Annotated in this window: 19 protein-coding genes and 1 tRNA gene; 9 read left to right on the forward strand and 11 right to left on the reverse strand. The window is 55.9% G+C overall.

Annotation, left to right across the window (positions count from 1 at the left end; genetic code table 11):
• Positions 1 to 21: 21 nt before the first annotated feature.
• Positions 22 to 1,149: a fructose-1,6-bisphosphate aldolase/phosphatase gene (gene fbp / locus E3E42_RS11355; protein WP_167904763.1), complete on the reverse strand. Its 1,128-nt coding sequence runs from the start codon at positions 1,147 to 1,149 to the stop codon at positions 22 to 24.
• Positions 1,150 to 1,274: 125 nt separating this feature from the next.
• Complete coding sequence (locus tag E3E42_RS11360) at positions 1,275 to 1,511, reverse strand: hypothetical protein (RefSeq protein WP_139681889.1); 237 nt, start codon at positions 1,509 to 1,511, stop codon at positions 1,275 to 1,277.
• Positions 1,512 to 1,605: 94 nt separating this feature from the next.
• On the opposite strand from E3E42_RS11360, the gene E3E42_RS11365 reads away from it, so the two are divergent.
• Positions 1,606 to 1,746, forward strand: a tRNA-Trp gene (locus E3E42_RS11365).
• A gap of 35 nt (positions 1,747 to 1,781) precedes the next feature.
• Here E3E42_RS11365 and E3E42_RS11370 read toward each other — a convergent pair.
• The 3 genes from E3E42_RS11370 to rlmD form a co-directional block, all read right to left on the reverse strand.
• On the reverse strand, positions 1,782 to 2,612 hold the full coding sequence (locus E3E42_RS11370; RefSeq protein WP_167904764.1) for a DUF835 domain-containing protein: 831 nt from the start codon (positions 2,610 to 2,612) through the stop codon (positions 1,782 to 1,784).
• Between the two features lie 133 nt (positions 2,613 to 2,745).
• Entirely contained in the window at positions 2,746 to 3,171 is a 426-nt protein-coding gene (lrpA, locus tag E3E42_RS11375; protein WP_058939759.1) for an HTH-type transcriptional regulator LrpA, read from the reverse strand.
• 68 nt (positions 3,172 to 3,239) lie between these two features.
• Positions 3,240 to 4,493, reverse strand: coding sequence for a 23S rRNA (uracil(1939)-C(5))-methyltransferase RlmD (gene rlmD / locus E3E42_RS11380; RefSeq protein WP_167904765.1), 1,254 nt, complete (start codon positions 4,491 to 4,493; stop codon positions 3,240 to 3,242).
• 115 nt (positions 4,494 to 4,608) lie between these two features.
• Here rlmD and E3E42_RS11385 point away from each other — a divergent pair, with 115 nt between their 5' ends.
• Entirely contained in the window at positions 4,609 to 4,824 is a 216-nt protein-coding gene (locus E3E42_RS11385) for a helix-turn-helix domain-containing protein (protein WP_167904766.1), read from the forward strand.
• Between the two features lie 51 nt (positions 4,825 to 4,875).
• Positions 4,876 to 5,709 carry a MinD/ParA family protein gene (locus tag E3E42_RS11390; protein ID WP_167904767.1) on the forward strand — a complete coding sequence of 278 codons (834 nt, stop codon included), beginning with the start codon at positions 4,876 to 4,878 and terminating at the stop codon, positions 5,707 to 5,709.
• On the opposite strand, the gene pyrE is transcribed toward E3E42_RS11390, so the two are convergent.
• Positions 5,665 to 6,225 carry an orotate phosphoribosyltransferase gene (gene pyrE / locus E3E42_RS11395; RefSeq protein ID WP_167904768.1) on the reverse strand — a complete coding sequence of 187 codons (561 nt, stop codon included), beginning with the start codon at positions 6,223 to 6,225 and terminating at the stop codon, positions 5,665 to 5,667. The genes E3E42_RS11390 and pyrE overlap by 45 nt on opposite strands.
• A gap of 107 nt (positions 6,226 to 6,332) precedes the next feature.
• Between pyrE and E3E42_RS11400 the strand changes: the two genes are divergently transcribed.
• Entirely contained in the window at positions 6,333 to 7,076 is a 744-nt protein-coding gene (locus E3E42_RS11400) for a hypothetical protein (RefSeq protein WP_167904769.1), read from the forward strand.
• Here E3E42_RS11400 and E3E42_RS11405 read toward each other — a convergent pair.
• The gene (locus E3E42_RS11405) at positions 7,060 to 8,739 is read right to left on the reverse strand and encodes an ATP-dependent DNA ligase (RefSeq protein ID WP_167904820.1); all 1,680 of its coding nucleotides are present in this window, start codon (positions 8,737 to 8,739) and stop codon (positions 7,060 to 7,062) included. The genes E3E42_RS11400 and E3E42_RS11405 overlap by 17 nt on opposite strands.
• 84 nt (positions 8,740 to 8,823) lie before the next feature.
• On the opposite strand from E3E42_RS11405, the gene E3E42_RS11410 reads away from it, so the two are divergent.
• Together E3E42_RS11410 and E3E42_RS11415 are read left to right on the forward strand one after the other, a co-directional pair.
• Positions 8,824 to 9,213 carry a HEPN domain-containing protein gene (locus E3E42_RS11410; protein ID WP_167904770.1) on the forward strand — a complete coding sequence of 130 codons (390 nt, stop codon included), beginning with the start codon at positions 8,824 to 8,826 and terminating at the stop codon, positions 9,211 to 9,213.
• On the forward strand, positions 9,210 to 9,503 hold the full coding sequence (locus E3E42_RS11415) for a nucleotidyltransferase domain-containing protein (protein WP_240913695.1): 294 nt from the start codon (positions 9,210 to 9,212) through the stop codon (positions 9,501 to 9,503). Before E3E42_RS11410 ends, E3E42_RS11415 begins: the two co-directional genes overlap by 4 nt.
• Here the strand turns inward: E3E42_RS11415 and E3E42_RS11420 are convergent.
• From E3E42_RS11420 to E3E42_RS11435, 4 genes are all read right to left on the reverse strand, one after another.
• Complete coding sequence (locus E3E42_RS11420) at positions 9,500 to 10,402, reverse strand: pantoate kinase (protein ID WP_167904773.1); 903 nt, start codon at positions 10,400 to 10,402, stop codon at positions 9,500 to 9,502. The genes E3E42_RS11415 and E3E42_RS11420 overlap by 4 nt on opposite strands.
• Positions 10,403 to 10,468: 66 nt before the next feature.
• Positions 10,469 to 12,064: a Na+/H+ antiporter NhaC family protein gene (locus E3E42_RS11425; RefSeq protein WP_167904775.1), complete on the reverse strand. Its 1,596-nt coding sequence runs from the start codon at positions 12,062 to 12,064 to the stop codon at positions 10,469 to 10,471.
• 309 nt (positions 12,065 to 12,373) lie between these two features.
• The gene (gene udg / locus E3E42_RS11430; protein ID WP_167904777.1) at positions 12,374 to 12,964 is read right to left on the reverse strand and encodes a type-4 uracil-DNA glycosylase; all 591 of its coding nucleotides are present in this window, start codon (positions 12,962 to 12,964) and stop codon (positions 12,374 to 12,376) included.
• A gap of 9 nt (positions 12,965 to 12,973) precedes the next feature.
• Positions 12,974 to 13,324, reverse strand: coding sequence for a hypothetical protein (locus tag E3E42_RS11435; RefSeq protein WP_167904779.1), 351 nt, complete (start codon positions 13,322 to 13,324; stop codon positions 12,974 to 12,976).
• A gap of 186 nt (positions 13,325 to 13,510) precedes the next feature.
• Here E3E42_RS11435 and tes point away from each other — a divergent pair, with 186 nt between their 5' ends.
• The 3 genes from tes to E3E42_RS11450 all read left to right on the forward strand — a co-directional run.
• Positions 13,511 to 15,280, forward strand: a complete 1,770-nt coding sequence (tes, locus tag E3E42_RS11440) for a tetraether lipid synthase Tes (RefSeq protein ID WP_167904781.1) — start codon at positions 13,511 to 13,513, stop codon at positions 15,278 to 15,280.
• Positions 15,281 to 15,285: 5 nt separating this feature from the next.
• Positions 15,286 to 15,588, forward strand: coding sequence for a DUF3213 domain-containing protein (locus E3E42_RS11445; protein ID WP_167904783.1), 303 nt, complete (start codon positions 15,286 to 15,288; stop codon positions 15,586 to 15,588).
• A 255-nt stretch (positions 15,589 to 15,843) separates the two neighbouring features.
• The coding region (locus E3E42_RS11450) for a cache domain-containing protein (RefSeq protein ID WP_167904785.1) at positions 15,844 to 17,170 on the forward strand (1,327 nt) is incomplete at its 3' end.

Below are 17,170 nucleotides of genomic sequence, written 5' to 3' on the forward strand. Positions count from 1 at the left end.
CCAAAGGGGAAAGGGAAGGTATCACTCGATGTCCTCAAAGCGCTCCTCGAGCCTCTTGAGGACGCCCGGGAGGGTGGTGTACTCCATGTCCTCCATCGGGAGCCTGTGGGGCTCGAACGGGCCGTGCCTGCGCATGTACTCGGCGATCTCGACGGCCTTCTGCCTGGCACCGTCGAAGGCCGGGTCGTCGAAGAGGTCAACCGGGCCGACGAGCTTTCCTTCCGGGCTTATCTGCCAGCCGAGGGCGACGACGCGCGGCGGGCCGTCGAACCTCGTCGGGTTGGCCTGGTGCATCGCGACCGGCATGACCGGGCCGTTGTGGGAACCCCTCATCCATCCGCTGACGAGGTGCGGGAAGGCGAAGGGCTCAAGAACCTCGCCAAGGGCCGGCAGTCCGCTCTGGGCGCGGACGATGGCGACCGGGTCGTCCTTCCCTATGTACTCGCCGGCTATCTCAAAGAGCTTCTCGGTGCTCACAACAGCGACCGGCTCGTCCTTGGCTATCTTGTGGCCCTCCTTCGGGAAGACGCGCTTGATGACGTACCTGCTCTTGGCGCCGATGAGGGCCAGAAGATCGTAGACCTCCTCCGGCGTGTTGAGGATCACGCGCTTGTGCTCCTTTATGTCCCAGACCTCGAAGCGAAAGCCCATGTGCATGTTCGGGTCGATGACGAGGCCGGCGGTGTTGAACGGGTCCGCGAACATTCTGAATATCGGTAAATTGAACGCGCCGGGCTCGGTCTTGTCCATGTGGAAGGTGACGACGGGCTCGCTCTTTCTGAGGGTTATCTCCATCTCGGCTATTCCCGGACCCATTCCACGGATGTTGCCGCTGAAGGCGTCCTTGAGGAGGTCCTGACCGGCACCGTAGAGGCCGAGCTCCTTGGCAACCTTGGTGGCCTCCTCGAAGGCCTTCCAGGCCAGGCCGTGTATCTCGGAGCTGTCAACACCCTTCCTGTGGGTCATGATGAGCTGAAGGTCATCTCCGCAGGTGGCGACGTAGAAGTCGATGATGGTTCCGTCCTCCACGGCCTTTGAGAGGACTTCCTCGGCCGTCTCGACGAGCTGCGGGTGCACCCTCGAGTGCCCCGGCCAGCCGCCGATGTCAGCCTTGATCACGCTGAGGGTTATCTTTTCTCCAACTGCCATTGGCAACCACCGATAGCTTTAACCACTTTTATGCTTATAAAACGTTAATATCACCGTCGATGATACACAAAAAGGAGTCAAAATTCGGGAAGCCTAAGGGTGTGGGAGCAAGAACGAGAGGGACCTCACTCGCAGATGTCCGTCCAGCCGAACTCCTCCCTGGCCACCTTGATGAGGTTTTTGAGTTCCTCCTTCTTAATGTTGACACTGGAACTCGCCCCGACGAGGGCGATGATGCCGTGCACCTCTTCCTGGACCTGGATCACATCGTCGCTGACCTTGACTATGCGGAGCTCCCTCCTGGCCGTCTCGTCGTCGCTTATCTTAAATTTGTCCTTTCCAATAACCACGGGCTCTTCCATGGTAATCACCAGAATATTTTTGTAAGCCAAAGTTAATAAAACTTCCGCCAATCATAAAACTTATAAACCTGCCCCGGCTAAGGTTAAGCTGGACGGGGGCATGGTGTAGCCTGGTCCATCATCGCGGGCTCCAGAGGTATGAGGACTTGCGGGTTTGCTGATTTGGGGATGAGCCTTTGGAGCTCTGACCCGGAGAAACCCGCGGACCGGGGTTCAAATCCCCGTGCCCCCACCAATTCTAAAAGCAGTTTGGATGGAATGTCGGGCCGTTCAGCGGGCAAGAGTTTTTTCAAGATCGTTAATGGGCCTCAGCTCGGAGGTCAGTATGCTGAATGTTCTCTCGTTCAGGGATTCCTTATCAACGGTCACGATAACAAGTCCCCGATTAAGAGTGGCAAAGTCTTTGATGCTGGTTATGAATTTAAGAACCGCATCCTCCCCGTTCTCCAGGATAAAGTACTCCACACAGTCGATCAGGATTACCTTGTCAATATTGGCCGTCTCAAGGAACCTCCTGAGATTGTCCATTATAACCTCCAGCTTCGTTGGACTCACTGCATCGCCGTGTTGAACCGTAGATACCCACATCACAGGGATCAGCTTGAGACCGAGCTTTCTACGGAACATGTCGGGAGGATCCCTGGTAACGGCTATCCCCGGCATGCGGTAGCGTTTTGTAAGTTCCGTAAAAATCAGGTGCGCCCTGTCCCTCTCCCCCCAGTACGCACCGTACCTGATGGAGTCCGCCGGTTCCGAGGCTATCGGGACTATCATATATTCCCCGCGGGCAAACGGTAGGTATATCATAACGGAGGAGACGAGAAGCAGCAGGGCACCGACGGTGAGCATAACCGAACGGATCCATGAGTACGTGGGGTCGTTGTTCAGTACGGTAGTCCTTAGGAGAACGCCTATCACCTGTGCCACCACGATCAGCGAAAACGCGAGGAGGAGCGAATTGAAAGCCCGAATAAAATAGCTGAATCCGAGGTTTTTCTTTGTCTTCCCACCCATAGCCAGCAGGACAACAACGATTATGAACGTCGCCACGAGAACGATTAAATCCCTGATGAAATACCCTATCGATATTATTTCCGGCATAGTAATAGTTTTGCAGAGGGAATATTTAAACTTTTAACCGGCCCCCATTCCCGAAAGGCAAACTCATGAAAAGAAAAGCAGAGCAAGACGCCTAACCGACCCCCCAAGGGGGATGGGCTTGAAAAAGGAAAAGTCACTTCAGCCTTTCAAGGATTATCGCAGGACAGACCTTTGTGACACCCTCAAGCCTGCCTATCTTGTTGGAGATTATGTCGGACAGGTCCTCTCCGTCCCTGGCCCAGACCTCGGCCATTATCATGTGGTCGCCGCTGGTCAGGTAAACCTCCCTCACGAAATCGAACTCCTTGATCTTCTCGGCAACGTCAAATATCTTCTCCGGCAGCGTGTCAACGCCCGTGAGGCTGACCAGGTTGTAGCCCAGCTTCGCCGGGTCAACGATGACGGTGTACTGCTTTATAACCCCCGCCTCCTCCAGGGCCTTTACGCGCTTCCTTACGGCGGTCTCACTTATGCCCAGGACCTTCGCTATCTCCGTGAACGGAGTGCGGGCGTCCTTGGTGAGCATCTCGATTATGATATTATCTCTCTCGTCAAGCATTTTCATCACCCCTGTTTACCTCTATGCTGACCAAGTATATTAAGTTTTTGAACCCAGGGGTTCTAAAATTAAACCCCAAGTTTAAGTTTGACAACCGTCTCCACGTGGGGTGTGTGAGGGAACATGTCAATCCCCACAGCCCCCTCCAGGGAATAAACCCCGGCCAGTTCGTCGAGATTGGCTCTGAGAGTCCTTGGATTGCAGGAGACGTAAACGATGCTCTGCGGTTTATCTTTTAAGATTTTCCTTATCAGTTTGGGATGCAATCCTGCCCTCGGCGGATCAACTATTATGGTATCGTATTCCGAAAGATTTTCAACATCCCTGTCCTGCCCCACCCTAAACGTGGCGTCAACGCCGTTGAGCCCGGCGTTTCTGTTCGCCATCTCCACCGCGAAGGGATTTACCTCGATTCCCTCAACGGAGAATCCCCTTTTGGCCAGATAGATGCCGAAGGTCCCCACACCAGAGTAGAGGTCAAGAACCCTCTCACCGTCAACGAGCTCAGCCACCTTGCGCACCAGGGTGACCGCCTGATGGCTGTTCGTCTGGAAGAAGCTGTTTGGATGGATCAGGTAGGTAACGTCGTCGAGCCGCTCCCGTATGAACTCACTGCCCCAGAAACGCTCTATTTCACCATAGGAGACGTCGCTCGGGGTCCGGTTCACGCTCCAATACACCGAGTCCGCATAGCCAAAATAGTCGGGGAAGGACTCGGGGAGACTGCCCTCCGAGGTGACGAGGTTCACCATCAGCTCGCCCGTGAACTTGCCCTCACGGATGACGATGTAGCGCAGAAAACCCTCGTTCTTCCGTATCTCGTACAGACTAGGGGTGTGGTCTTCTATAAACTCCCTCAGGGAGCGGAGAACCCTCCTGCTGGATTCGCCGAACACGGGGCACCACTCGATGTCAACCGCGTCCCACCATGTGCCGCGCCTCCTGAACCCAATACCGTTTGTCGAAATGACAACATCGATGCGGTTTCTGTGACCGTAAATCACGGGCGATGGAATAACTTCGACGTCAATACCAAGAAGGGTCGAGAGCTTCTCCGCCTTGAACTTAACCTGCCCCCCGTAGGGGATGTGCTGAAGAAGGCACCCTCCGCAGACCCCAAAACTGGGACACACCGGTTCCACTCTGCTGGCGGAGGGCTCCACGACCTCAAAATCAGTGGCGGTTAGCTTCCGTTTTTTCTTCCGCCATTTTCTCACTTCAACAACGTCGCCGGGTGCGGTGAAAGGAACGTGGATTTCCCTCCTTCCCACACGTACAACGCCCAGTCCCTCATGGTCGAGCCTCTCAACGATTCCCCGCATACTCCTCCCTCCCCGACACGCTTTATAAACCTGCCCTCCGCCCTTGAATACTTGCCAACCATGTTCACGGAAGGTTTATTTAGTTCGTTAACGTAACTAGTAACGGTGCCACCGAATGTTCGGCAGGCATAAAGATGCTGTGTATAAGGTACTCGCCACAAAAAAGAGGGCGGTCGCCCTCCAGAGTCTGAGCGCCGAACTCGAAACACCCGCACCCGCGGTCTTTAGGGCCGTGAAGGAGCTGGAATCCGACGGTCTCGTTGAGGTCTTCTACGGCCGGGACAAGGCCGCCATAATGGTTCGCGCCAAAACAATAGGGGATTACATCTGAGCCCCTTTCAATAATTTTCTCTTGGAATTAATGCAGCCGGAGGCCCAGTTAATGGTATCCATAGTCATCACCGGGAGGGGAGGTGCGGGAAAAACAACGATGAGCGCAAACCTGAGTACGTACTTCTCACGAAGGGGCTACCGCTCGCTCGTCGTGGACGGTGACCTGTACCTCCCAAAGCTCGCCTTTCACTTCGGGATATACAACCCCCAGTATAACCTGCACACCCTTCTGAAGGATCCAAACATGCGGGTTGTCCAGGCGGTTTACCACGACCCCAGAACAGGTGTTGACATACTACCGGGCAGCTCAAAGCTCTACGACGTCATCGACCTGGATCAAAAGAGGTTGCGGGAGATAGTGCGGGAGATCGGAACCCGGTACAGGGTCACCATAATAGACTCCCCTGTAGGCATACCCTTCGACACGATATCGACCTTCCGGCTCGCCCAGTACCAGCTCATCATAGTGGAGATAGAGCGCTGTCCGATACACTCAATCCACAGAATGATCGAGAACGAGGTCGTGAAGCTTAAATCGCTGGGGGACGCATACGGCCTCAAGGTCGGCGTGATCCTCAACAAGGTGCGTGAATCATCACACAGTGTGGACGACATAATCGACTTTCTCGAGTACAGCGTGGACGTGCCAGTTGTTGGGGTCATACCCTTCGATCACAGGGTTCCCGAGGCGACGAACTACGGAAGGCCGGTCATCGACTACGCGCCCCACTCCAAGGCATCGAGGGCGATAGCCGAGAGCGGTGCCATCCTGAACGAGTGGATATTCGGAAGGGAAAGAAGAGAAGGCGTGTTCCACAGGCTCTACGAGGCCATAACCTCATTCCTGCACTCCGGCAGAGTCCCTGCGGGCAAAAAGCTCTGAAACCGTGACAAGGGGGATAAACCGGTACCTCTCCCCTATTCTCTCGGCAGCGCCTTCCTCCCTGTCAACCACCACGCTTATGGCAACTATCTCCGCCCCAGCCTTCTCCAGGACCTCAGCCGCGCGCAGAACGCTTCCGCCGGTGGTCGTCACGTCCTCAACGAGGAGTATCCTATCGCCGGGGCTCACCTCACCCTCAATCTGGCTCCCCGTACCGTGCCCCTTGGGCTTCTTGCGGACTATGACGAGGGGCTTTCCGGTTTCCAGCGATAGCGCCGTCGCTATCGGTACCGCTCCGAGCTCCGGGCCGGCGACGCGGTCGAACTCTATGCCAAGCGCTCCGGCCTTCCCGGCCATCAGCCTCGCGATTATCTTCAGCGCCCCGGGATTCGTGGAGAGCTTCTTGACGTTGATGTAGTAGTCGCTCTCCCTGCCGGAGGTGAGAACGAAGCGGCCGAAGAGTACCGCTCCCTCCGAGAAGAACATATCAACGAGCTGGCCCTTCATGTCCTCCATTTTGAACACCTTCATGTAAATTTCTCGGCAGTTCCGGAGGAAAATCCACACGGGATTTAAAAAAGTTGACGCCAACGTTAATAAGGGGGAATGGTGGAGAAAATACCATGCTCACACCGGAAAAAGTCATCGAGTACTACTTCGGAATCATAACGGTGGTCGGAGGCCTGTCCGTTCTGCTGGCAATCAAGTACACCCTCCGGAGATGGCGCTCCTTTCCCGGGAGCGGCTGGAAGGTTCAGGGATTTGCCCTCGGTATTCTCGGCCTGGTCGTGGCATCCTTCCTTGAGGCGCCCCTCCTCTTCCTCAAGACGTGGATTGCGCTGGCCTTCGCTGCCGGGATAATCGAGGAGTCCGTGAAGCTCCTGCCCCTGAAGTTCTTCGGGCGCTCGCCGGAATGGGAGAGGTGGAAGCTCGTCATCGGGGCAGGCCTTTTCCTCGGGATTGTAGAGGGAATAATGTACACCGCAGGAATCTTCGCCCTGAACCAAGAACCCTACCTGGTGGCCGTTAGGGTGGTGCTTATGGGACTGCACACGGTCTGGGCGGCTATTTCCGTTGGCTTCCTGCTCGGCGAGACCGGGTGGAAACGCTTCACAGGGCTGGCCTTTTCGATGGTCGCCCACGCCCTCTACGACCTCCCCTCCCTGGCCACGGTGGACGGCTATTCGGGAAACGCGATCGCTTACCTGGCCGGCCTCTCGACAGGTTTCCTTCTCGCAACCCCGCTCATGGCGAAGAGGGCCGCCGAGCTGGCCGGAAAACTGGTTCCCGAGGAAGGTGAAGAAACGGGCGAGGTGCGGGAAAACGCTGAAGAAACTGAGGAAAGCGAGGTCACCTCTTCGCCTTGAACCTCTCCTGGAACTCGTAGAGCTGGGCTATGCGCTCGATTGTGTCCACCTCCTCCGGACTCTTGTCCTCCCTCAAAGCGACGTAGCGCGGGAACCTCAACGCAAAGCCGCTCCTGTACTTGGGGCTCTTCTGTATCTCCTGGTAGGTGACCTGGATAACAACCTTCGGCTCTATCTCGACGTACTTGCCCTCCTCGCGGACTATGAGGGGCTTGAGCATCCTGGTGAACTCGGCCAGATCCTCGTCGGTGAAGCCGCTCCCAACCTTTCCAACAGGGACGAACTCGCCGCTGTGCGGGTCGAAGGCAGCTACCAGGAAGGAGCCGAGGAGGTGTGCGCGCCTTCCCTCGCCCCACTCCGCACCGATGATGACGAGGTCGAGGTCCTCCATGGTGGGCTTTATCTTTAGCCACTTCTTGCCCCTGTTTCCCGGCTCGTAAACCGAATCCAGGCGCTTCGCCATCAGCCCCTCGTGGCCGAGCTCAAGGGCGCGCTGGTAAAAGGTCCCCGCCTCGTCGGCGCTCCCGGTGACCAGCTGCTCCGCCAGCCTTATCCGCTCACCCGGGGAGATTATACCCTCAAGCCTCTCCCTGCGCTCGGAGAAGGGGGTGTCTATCAGCCCCTCACCGTCAACGTAGAGGACATCGAAGAGGTTCAGCTCAAGGGGAATCTTCTCTATCATCTCCTCGATGTTGTACTTCCGCCTGAACCTCCTCAGCACGTACTGGAAGGGTCTGGGCTTTCCACCCTCACCCACTGCAACGAGTTCGCCCTCCACGATAGCCTTTTCAGCTTTTACGCTCTCCAGGACGGCGTCAACAACCTCCGGAATGGACTTCGTCACGTTCTCCAGCCTGCGGGAGTATATAACAACCCTGCCGCCGTCCTTGTGAACCTGAACGCGTGCCCCATCGTATTTTATCTCGAACGCCGCCTTTCCGCCCATCTCCGTCAGCGCTTCCCTCACGCTGGCCGCGTTCTGGGCGAGCATCGGCCTTATGGGCTTGCCCACCTGGATTCTGACCTTTGAGAGGCCGTCGTTGCCCTCAAGCTTCGCAACCTTTGCCACGTATCCGAAGTCGCTCGTGAGCATGTAGGCCCTCTCTACGAGTTCGGCCTTGACGCCAAAGGCGCTCGCTATGGCATCTCTCATGAGTCCCTCTGCAACGCCCGTCCTCATCGTCCCGAGGACGGTTCTGGCGAGGTACTTGCCCTCCTCCGGTCCGGCGTCCATGAAGAGGTTGGCCAGATACTTCAGCTTTCTGTCCTGACTCCCCTGCCCGCTGGCCTCGGCTATCTTCACGAAGGTGTCGTAGACGCGCTTTATGGTCAGCGGCTGGGAGAAGAAGCTCTTCTGTCTTTTCTTCTTCAGGGCTAAAGCAACGCTCTCCCCGAGGTCTCCGGTGTCCCTCACCGAGTTCTCTATCTCACGCTCGGGAACGCCGGTGGCCATGGAAACGGCCTTTATGAGGAGCTTCTCGCCCACACCAAGCTCCCTCTCGTCCCAGTCCGGGAAGACCTTTCCGAGGATGATGTAGGGGATTATCTCGAGGAGCTCATCGGATGCCTTCCTGAGGAAATCGGAGACGAACCTTGTCTTGAGGGTTTTGAGGGTTGTTTTTTCCAGGCGTCTGTAAAGGTCTGCCAGTTCGGAGTACCTCATACTCACCACCTATGGATGGATTAGAATGGAGGGATAAAAGGATATTGGGTTACCGTTAAATATTCCGGGTACGTACGAAAAACCATGAGGGAGGAGATAGAAAGGGAGCTGGAAGTTTCAGAGGAGGAGCTTTCCTCGGCCCAAATCCTTTTCGAACATGGAAAGTACCGGGACGCCATAAGCAGGGCGTACTATTCGATGTTTCACTCCGCCAAAGCCCTCCTGCTGATCAAGGGGATTGCCCCAAAGAAGCATTCGGGAACACTTGCAATGCTTGGCACGTCATACATAAAGGAGGGACTTCTGGGCGAATACTACGGAAAAGCCTTTACTAAGGCATTCCAGATGAGAAGTCAAGCGGATTACAACGTCATGTACACGCCCTCCAGAGAGGAAGCCGAAGAAATACTGGAACTGGCCATGGATTTCCTCGAAAAATCAAGGGAGATGGTCTCAAAATGGATGCAAGAATGAAAGCGCTGGAGGACTTCCTGAAGTTTCTGAAGGGCAACTTTGAGGGACGCATTGAGGAAGTTTACCTGTTCGGCTCATATGTTAGGGGTGACTACACGGAAGAGAGCGATGTGGACCTGCTTGTGGTTGGTGATGTCTCCCTTGATGAACTGATAGACGGGATATTTAACGTACTGATGAGGCATGGCGTAGTTCTCAACGTGGTGGTGGAAAAGCCGGAGGAGTTCAAAAGGTGGAGGGATACCTCCTTCCACCGCACCGTTATAAACGAAGGGATAAGGGTTTACTAACCAACCCACCTGCCAACCTTCGGTCTGCCCTCGTGGATTCCGGTCACGTCGTAGGGCAGGTTGAGGTCGGAGAGGAGGTTCTTGGCGTTCTCCACCTCCTTCTCCCCGAGAAGGGCGAAGAGGCCCCTTCCGAGCATTATCATGGAGCTGGGGGTGGAAATAACTTTGTCCAGCTCCCTCGCCAGTTCCAGGAGTTCACCGCTCAGGAGGCCGGTTTTCTCCGCGAATTCCCTCGCGAGGGCCATCATCCTCTCCGGCCTCGGTTCCAGGAGGAGCTTCTCAAGTGCCCCCTTCCCCTCGCGCTCTATGGCCTCCACGACGTCCCCGTCCAGAACCTCCCTGGTTGAAAGCCTGCCCAGGGGGACGACGAGAACGCGGTAATCCTCGAAGAAGAGGTTGTCAACGATGCCAACGCCCGGGCCGCCGGCCTTCACGCGAACCTCTATCCCGCCGGCCAGCTGGCCCACGACGTCCCCGAGACCGCCCCTGTTGAGGATCTCGTACTTGTGCGCTACCTGAGCCGCTTTAAGCCACGTCCCACCGAAGGCGTAGCTCAAAGCCAAGGCCGTTCCCAATGCACCACCGGCGCTGTTGCCGAAGCCGTAGCCGTTCGGGAAATCGAAGTACTGCCAGATTTCAACCTCTCCCGTAAAATCATCGGGAACTATCTCATCTGAAACTGAATAGCTTATGACCGCCCTTTCCCTCCCAACCGGCTCGCCGTTGAAGGCGATGTGTACGTGTCTCTCGAGGGTGCCGGTATCTATGCTCGCGAAGACGTTGACACCCCTGTCAAGGTTTACCCCGGCCCCGAGGGAACCGGCCTTGAGGGGGTCGTCGTGAAATTTGGGGACGAAAAAAGCCGTTATGTGAGCCGGAACGAAGGTTCTAACGAGCAACCTCTCACCTCCGAGAAAAGTGCACCCTCGGCCTTTTAAAAGTGGCGAGAAAGGAAAAAGAAAACATCAGTCCTCGGCCACGTAGACCGGAACCCTGCCGTGGGGTATGCCGTACTTCTTGCCGTACCACTCGCTGAGGAAGTACCAAGCGCCGACGAGGAGGATCAGGCCGAGCGGAAGGAGCACCGCCCAGCTGTGGACACCGAAGCCAAAGAGTATGTAGAGGAATACTCCGACGCTCGATGCGGTTACCGCGTACGGCACCTGCGTTGTGACGTGGTCTATGTGGTCCGAACCGGAGAACATCGAACTCATGATGGTCGTGTCGCTGATCGGCGAGCAGTGGTCGCCGAAGATACCGCCGGCGAAGACCGCACCGATGGCGGCGAAGACCTCCGGGCCAACGTAGCCCGTAACGCCGTAGGCGAGCGGTATGGCGATGGGCAGCATGATGCTGAAGGTTCCCCAGCTCGTTCCGGTCGTGAAGGAGATGAACATGGCGATGAGGAACACTATCAGCGGCACCCAGCCGCCGGTGACGCCGGCGCTCTTGGCGAGGTCAACGATGTAGGGCGCGGTTCCAACGGCGTCGGTGGCGCTCTTGATGCTCCAGGCCAGGAGCAGTATCGTGTTGGCTATGACCATCTGCTTCATTCCGCGGACGATGGCGTCCTCAGCCTCCTCGATGGTCATGCGCTTCATGGCAAGCACGAGGAAGAATGCCACCACGACCATGGCAAAGGAACCCCAGAGAAGCGCCAGGGCGGAGTCGGAGTTTCCAAGGACCTCCATGAGGCCGCCTTCAGCGTAGGCCGCGCCACCGCCGCCGGTGTACCACATGCCGTAGAGGGTGACGAATATGAGCGTCAGTATCGGCCAGATGAATATGTGGACGCTGCCGTCCTCCTTCGGCATGCCGAGGTCAACCTCGGTTGTCATGAGCGGCTTCGCACCGTCGCGGAGGACTTTACCCTCGGTCCTGGCGCGGTACTCTGCGTGGAGCATAGGGCCGTAATGCCTGTGGGTGAAGGCCACGATGAAGACCAGTATTATCGCGAGTATCGAGTAGAACCTGAAGGGAACGCTGTGCATCCAGGCGACGTAGGCGCCGTAGTCAACGTTGAGATCCTTGAAGGCGTCGCCGATGAGACCGACCTCGTAGCCTATCCAGGTGGAGACCAGCGCCAGTCCCGCAACGGGTGCCGCGGTCGAGTCGTCTATGTAGGCGAGCATCTCACGGGAGACCCTCGTCCTGTCGGTGATGGGCCTCATGGTGTTGCCGACTATGATGGTGTTGGTGTAGTCGTCGAAGAATATGAGCACACCGAGGAGCCATCCCATCATCGCGGCGCCGCGGCTGCTGCGCACTTTGCTCGCCAGGGCGCGGCCTATTGCCATCGCTCCTCCCGACTTGTATATCAGTCCCACGCCCGCACCGATGAGGAAGTCGAAGAGCAGTATCTTGACGTTCCAGTCATCGATGGCGTTGCCTACTATCCAGTCGAGGGTCTGGGTGGTTCCCGTCACCGGGTTCCAGCCGGAGACCATCACACCTCCAATCCAGACACCAGCAAAGAGAGCCAGGATAACCCTCTTCGTCCATATCGCCAGGATAATAGCCACCAGCGGTGGCAGCAGAGACAGTATCCCGAAGTCCGACACGGTTTCACCTCCAACGGGTTTCAACCCCATAAATATCGGCAATATATAAATTTTCCTGGAATATTTTTGACATACTGTCAGCGTTTCGAAAATGCTGCTGAACTGCCATGCAGACCCATGATATTGTGTGGCCATTTCAGTGAACATTGCCGTTGCCCTGTATTATGACATACTTTCAAGTACATTAATGCGCACCACCACCATAAAAACCTTTCTCAAAAAAAGCTTCAGCGGAATACCACAAAGACCTTACAAAACGGTAGGGGTTCACTGGTTACTTGGAATAGTAATTGAAAGATGAAGAAAGATTCATAATGCGGGTGAACCAATGAGTTCCTTAAGCCTGAGAAAGTCCTTTCTGAGCTCCTCCCTTATGGGCGGCCTGTAAAGTGCGGCGGCCGGGTGATACATCGGCATTATGATTATCTTCCCGAAGAGAGTGTGGGTTTCGAAGGTTTTTCCGTGTATCTTGCTTATGGGTTCAGGGTCAAAGCCGAATTTCTCCAGGATGTACCTCATGGAGTGCCTGCCGAGCGGAACTATAACCCTGGGCCGGATGATGTCTATCTGTCTGTCGAGGTAGGGCGAACAGGCGTTGATTTCCTCCTCGGTCGGGTCACGGTTCTCCGGCGGGCGGCACTTGACTATGTTGGTTATGTAAACCTCATCCCTGGCGAGACCTATCTCAGCCAGGAGCTCGTCGAGAACCTTTCCTGCCCTTCCGACGAAGGGGAGGCCCTTCTGATCTTCCCAGTAACCCGGAGCCTCGCCAACGAACATGACCCTGGCACCATAGCTCCCGGAACCGGGAACGGCGTTGGTTCTAAGGCCCCCAAGCGGGCATTTCTGACAGGTTCTTATGCGCTCTTCAAGCTTCCTCATGAGTTCTTCCTTCCCCATGGGAGCACCTCATGAGAGCGTCTTCTGGGAGAGATAGGCTCTGAGGAACTCGACCCAGGCGGTGTAGTAGCCCTTCTCGTACTCGTCCCTGAACTCGTGCTCGAGTATCCCCTGGAAGTGCTCGAGGAGCTTCTCCGCCTTCTTCCTGTCGTGCTCGCTGATCAGCTGGACTATCAGGGAGTTTGGGTCGTTGTCCTTTATGGCGCTCATGAAGCCGTTTATGGCCTTTCCGTAGCCCCTGCCCCACTCGTCGGAGCCGGCCATCTTCTGAAGCTTCTCCAGGTGCCCCTTGGCCCTGGAAAAGTCCCTCTTTAGCAGAGCCCCCAGGAACATCTCCATCCTCATCTCTCTCGCCGGCATTCTACCACCTCCCCAAGGATAGTACGGCCGGCTTTTAATGGTTTCCTCGGATTGAACGGTTCCGTAGGCTACCCACATATGTCCCATACCTATGAAGGAAAATTTGCATATTTACGCAAAAGCTTTTATACCCGGTGATTGGAGAGATAAGCAGACATAGCGAAGTCAAACGAAGGGGTGAAACCCATGGCCGAAAGTGTTGGTGAAGTTCCCAGCGGCGAAAAAGAGTTCGCCGAATCAACCCGCAGAATAAGGGATATTATCGAATTCCCCGAGATAAATGAGGAAGAGTTTGAACGCATGCTCAAGAGCGCAAGCAGGGCCTACGGAGGGCCCCTGCCCCACAGGACTTACTCCATCTGTCCCGAAACCAGGAGGATCGTTCCCGCCCTCGTATGGGAAAGGGATGGAAAGGTCTGGATAACCAAACGCTGCCCGGAGGGCATGATAACCGATGTTTATTATGAAGACGTTGAGATGTACTACCGCTTCCAGAGGTGGAAGTACGACTTCAAGCTCATGAGCGTCAACGTTGAGAACACCGGCGCCAACTGCCCCTTCGACTGCGGTATGTGCGCCAGGCACCGCTCCCACACCAACCTGCTCAACATCGTGCTCACCAACCGCTGTAATTTAAGCTGCTGGTATTGCTTCTTTTATGCCAAGGAAGGCCAGCCGATTTACGAGCCGACCCTCGAGCAGATTAGAATGATGCTCCGCAACGCCAAGAAGCAGCACCCGGTCGGAGCCAACGCCGTCCAGCTCACCGGCGGCGAGCCGACCCTCAGGGATGACCTCATCGAGATAATCAAAATCGCCAAGGAGGAGGGCTACGACCACGTCCAGCTCAACACCGATGGAATAAAGCTCGCCTTCGAGCCGGAGCTGGTAAAGAAGATTCGCGAGGCGGGCGTTAATACCCTCTACATGAGCTACGACGGAATGACGCCCCAGACCAACTGGAAGAACCACTGGGAGGTTCCCCTCATCTTCGAGAACGTCAGGAAGGCCGGAGGGCCGGGAATAGTCCTCGTGCCCACCACCATAAGGAACGTGAACGACCACGAACTCGGGGCCATAATCAACTTCGGTCTGAACCACCTCGACATCGTCAGGGGTGTAAACTTCCAGCCGATTTCCCAGGTTGGAAGGGTCCCCAAGAAGGAGCGCCAGAGGTTCAGGATAACCATACCCGGCGCCATTAAGAGGATTGAGGAGCAGACCAACGGGGCAATAGCCATGGACGACTGGTACCCGATTCCAATAGCGGGACACATAGCGCGCTTCTTCGAGGCCTTCACCGGCTCCCGTTACTACATGACCAGCCACTACTGCTGTGGCGCCGCCACCTACGTCTTCCTCGACCGCGAGAACAAGCGCGTCGTCCCGATAAGCAGGTTCCTCGACGTCGAGGGCTTCGTCGAGTACCTCGAGACCAGGGCCGAGGAGATAGAGCAGTGGAAAACCATGGGCAGGTTCCAGAAGCTCAAGCTCGGGGCCGAGATCTTCATGAAGTTCCGCTCCTTCTACGATGACAGGTACGCGCCGAAAGGCATCAAAGTCCTCGACCTCATCAAGAACGCCTTCATGTACGGCAACTACGACGCCCTCGGAAAGTTCCACACCAACGCCCTCTTCCTCGGCATGATGCACTTCATGGACGAGTACAACTACGACGTCGAGCGCGTCGAGCGCTGCGTCATCCACTACGCCATGCCCGACGGCAGAACTGTGCCGTTCTGTACCTTCAACGTGATCCCTGAACTCTACCGCGACAAGGTGCAGTCCCAGTTCAGCTACACCTGGGAAGAGTGGAAGGCAATGCACCCGGACTGGGACTACCGCAGGGACAAATACATCAGGACGAAGGAGTTCGTTGAGAGGATGAAGAACAGCGAGCTCTACAGAAAGACATACATTGACATAGAGAACTACTTCGGCCCGAATACGAGGTGATTGCGATGAGCGGGAGGGTTTACAACAAGACCCTTATCAGGATGGACTTCAAGTTCGGCAGGATAACCCCCGAAGAGGCCCGCGCCAGACAGTACGAGCTCCTCAGGGACGGACGGGTATGGAGGGCGTTCATCAACGGCTACGCCAAGAACGGTTTCGTGGTCTTCGACGGGGAAACCCTCTCAAAGGAGGAGGTGCTTGAAAAGCTGAGGGGCTTCGAGCCGGAGGTAACCTCCATCGGGAGGCTTACCGTCGGGGAGCTCGTAGAGTCCAGCTACTCATGGAACAACGTCCTTTCAAAGGCGTGAGGTGCATTCTTCTATCTTTACTCTCCGCCTTTTTAAATCGTGAATGATAGATGGACCTCACCGCGTGAACTGCTGTTTTCTGCTGTTGAATCTCCCCCAGAAGGACGAAGCTTCCAGAAGAGAAAAGTAATTACCTACATACCGCCCTACACAAAAGCGATTTAAGTTTTAAGCAGTATAACATCAATAGTCAGACATCGATATACTATTTAGTCGTCTGACGACCGTAGCAGACCACGGGGAGAGGTGGTTTCCATGCAGTTTAAGAAAAAGATCATCATGACCATGGCCACAGCCCTGGTTATCACCGTACTGATAGGCTCCCTCATTGTGATATCCTCATCGCTCATGATGAGGGACAGCATACGGACCTCCCTCGACGAGGAGCTGGGCCACAACCTCCCGAAGCTCATGGCGGAGGGCATTAAGGCCCCAATAACCGAAGAGGCAGGGATGATAGCAACGGGCTCCGCGGAGCTCGGTGCAAAGCTGTTCGACGACTACTTCGAGAAGATGCGCGTTATGGGAACCGTGGCCATAGAAGCCGTTGACGTGGCGTATTCAAACTACGACGAGAGCGATCCGCAGTTCAAAGCGTTTCTCCTGGACCGCTTTAGGAGCGTGAAAGACCTCGACCCGAACGTTGCCTACGTCTACTTCGGCAGCACGAGCGGCGGGATGTACATGTGGCCCGACGAACCCCTGCCCGAGGGCTACGACCCCAGACAGAGGCCCTGGTACCAGGAGGCCGTTGCCAAAAACGGTCCGGTTTGGACCGAACCCTACAAGGACGCATCAACCGGGAAGTGGATAGTCACCTACTCCGAGCCCATTTACGTTAACGGAAAGCTCGTCGGTGTCATAGGCGTTGACGTCTTCGTCTCCACCCTCATAGAGCAGTCAAAGGAAATAAAGATAGGTCAGAGTGGATACATAGCGATCATCAACCGGGACGGTACCATCATCGTGCATCCCAACGAGAGCCTGGTTCAGAACTTCAACATACACGATGACCCCAACCTCCTGCCCCTTGCGGACGAACTTGACAAAAACAGCGATAAGGGGTGGGTTGTCTACTCGTTCCAGGGCGTGGAGAAGGTCGCGGGATACAGGAGGATGAAAACCACCGGGTGGGTGGTTCTGGCCACGGTGCCGCTCCATGAGCTCACAGACCCGCTGACCCAGGCGATATCCGACACCCTCAATCAGAGCACGGAAAAGATAACCGGCTCCATCAGTGAGGTCGTTGAAGAGGGTCTAAAGACGACGATAATGGGCTCCATCGTAGCGGTCTTCGTTGGAATCCTTATGCTGTTCCTGGGATACAAAACCCTCAATAGGACCCTCAGGCCGCTTGAGGAGCTTAGGAGTGTTGCCCAAGCCCTGGCCGAGGGAAGATTAAGCGACGTCAACAAACAACTCAACCAAATCCACTACATCGAAGACGACGAGATTGGAGCCCTCATAAAAGCCTTCGAAGCCGTAGGAAAAGACCTCGTAGGAACACTCAACACCATAGGCGAAAAACTCGAACGCCTCGCCGAAGGCGACTTAAGCAACGGACTAACCGTCGAAGCCAGAG

It is taken from the genome of Thermococcus sp. JdF3 (assembly GCF_012027495.1).
In the GTDB taxonomy this organism is placed as follows: Archaea; Methanobacteriota_B; Thermococci; order Thermococcales; family Thermococcaceae; genus Thermococcus.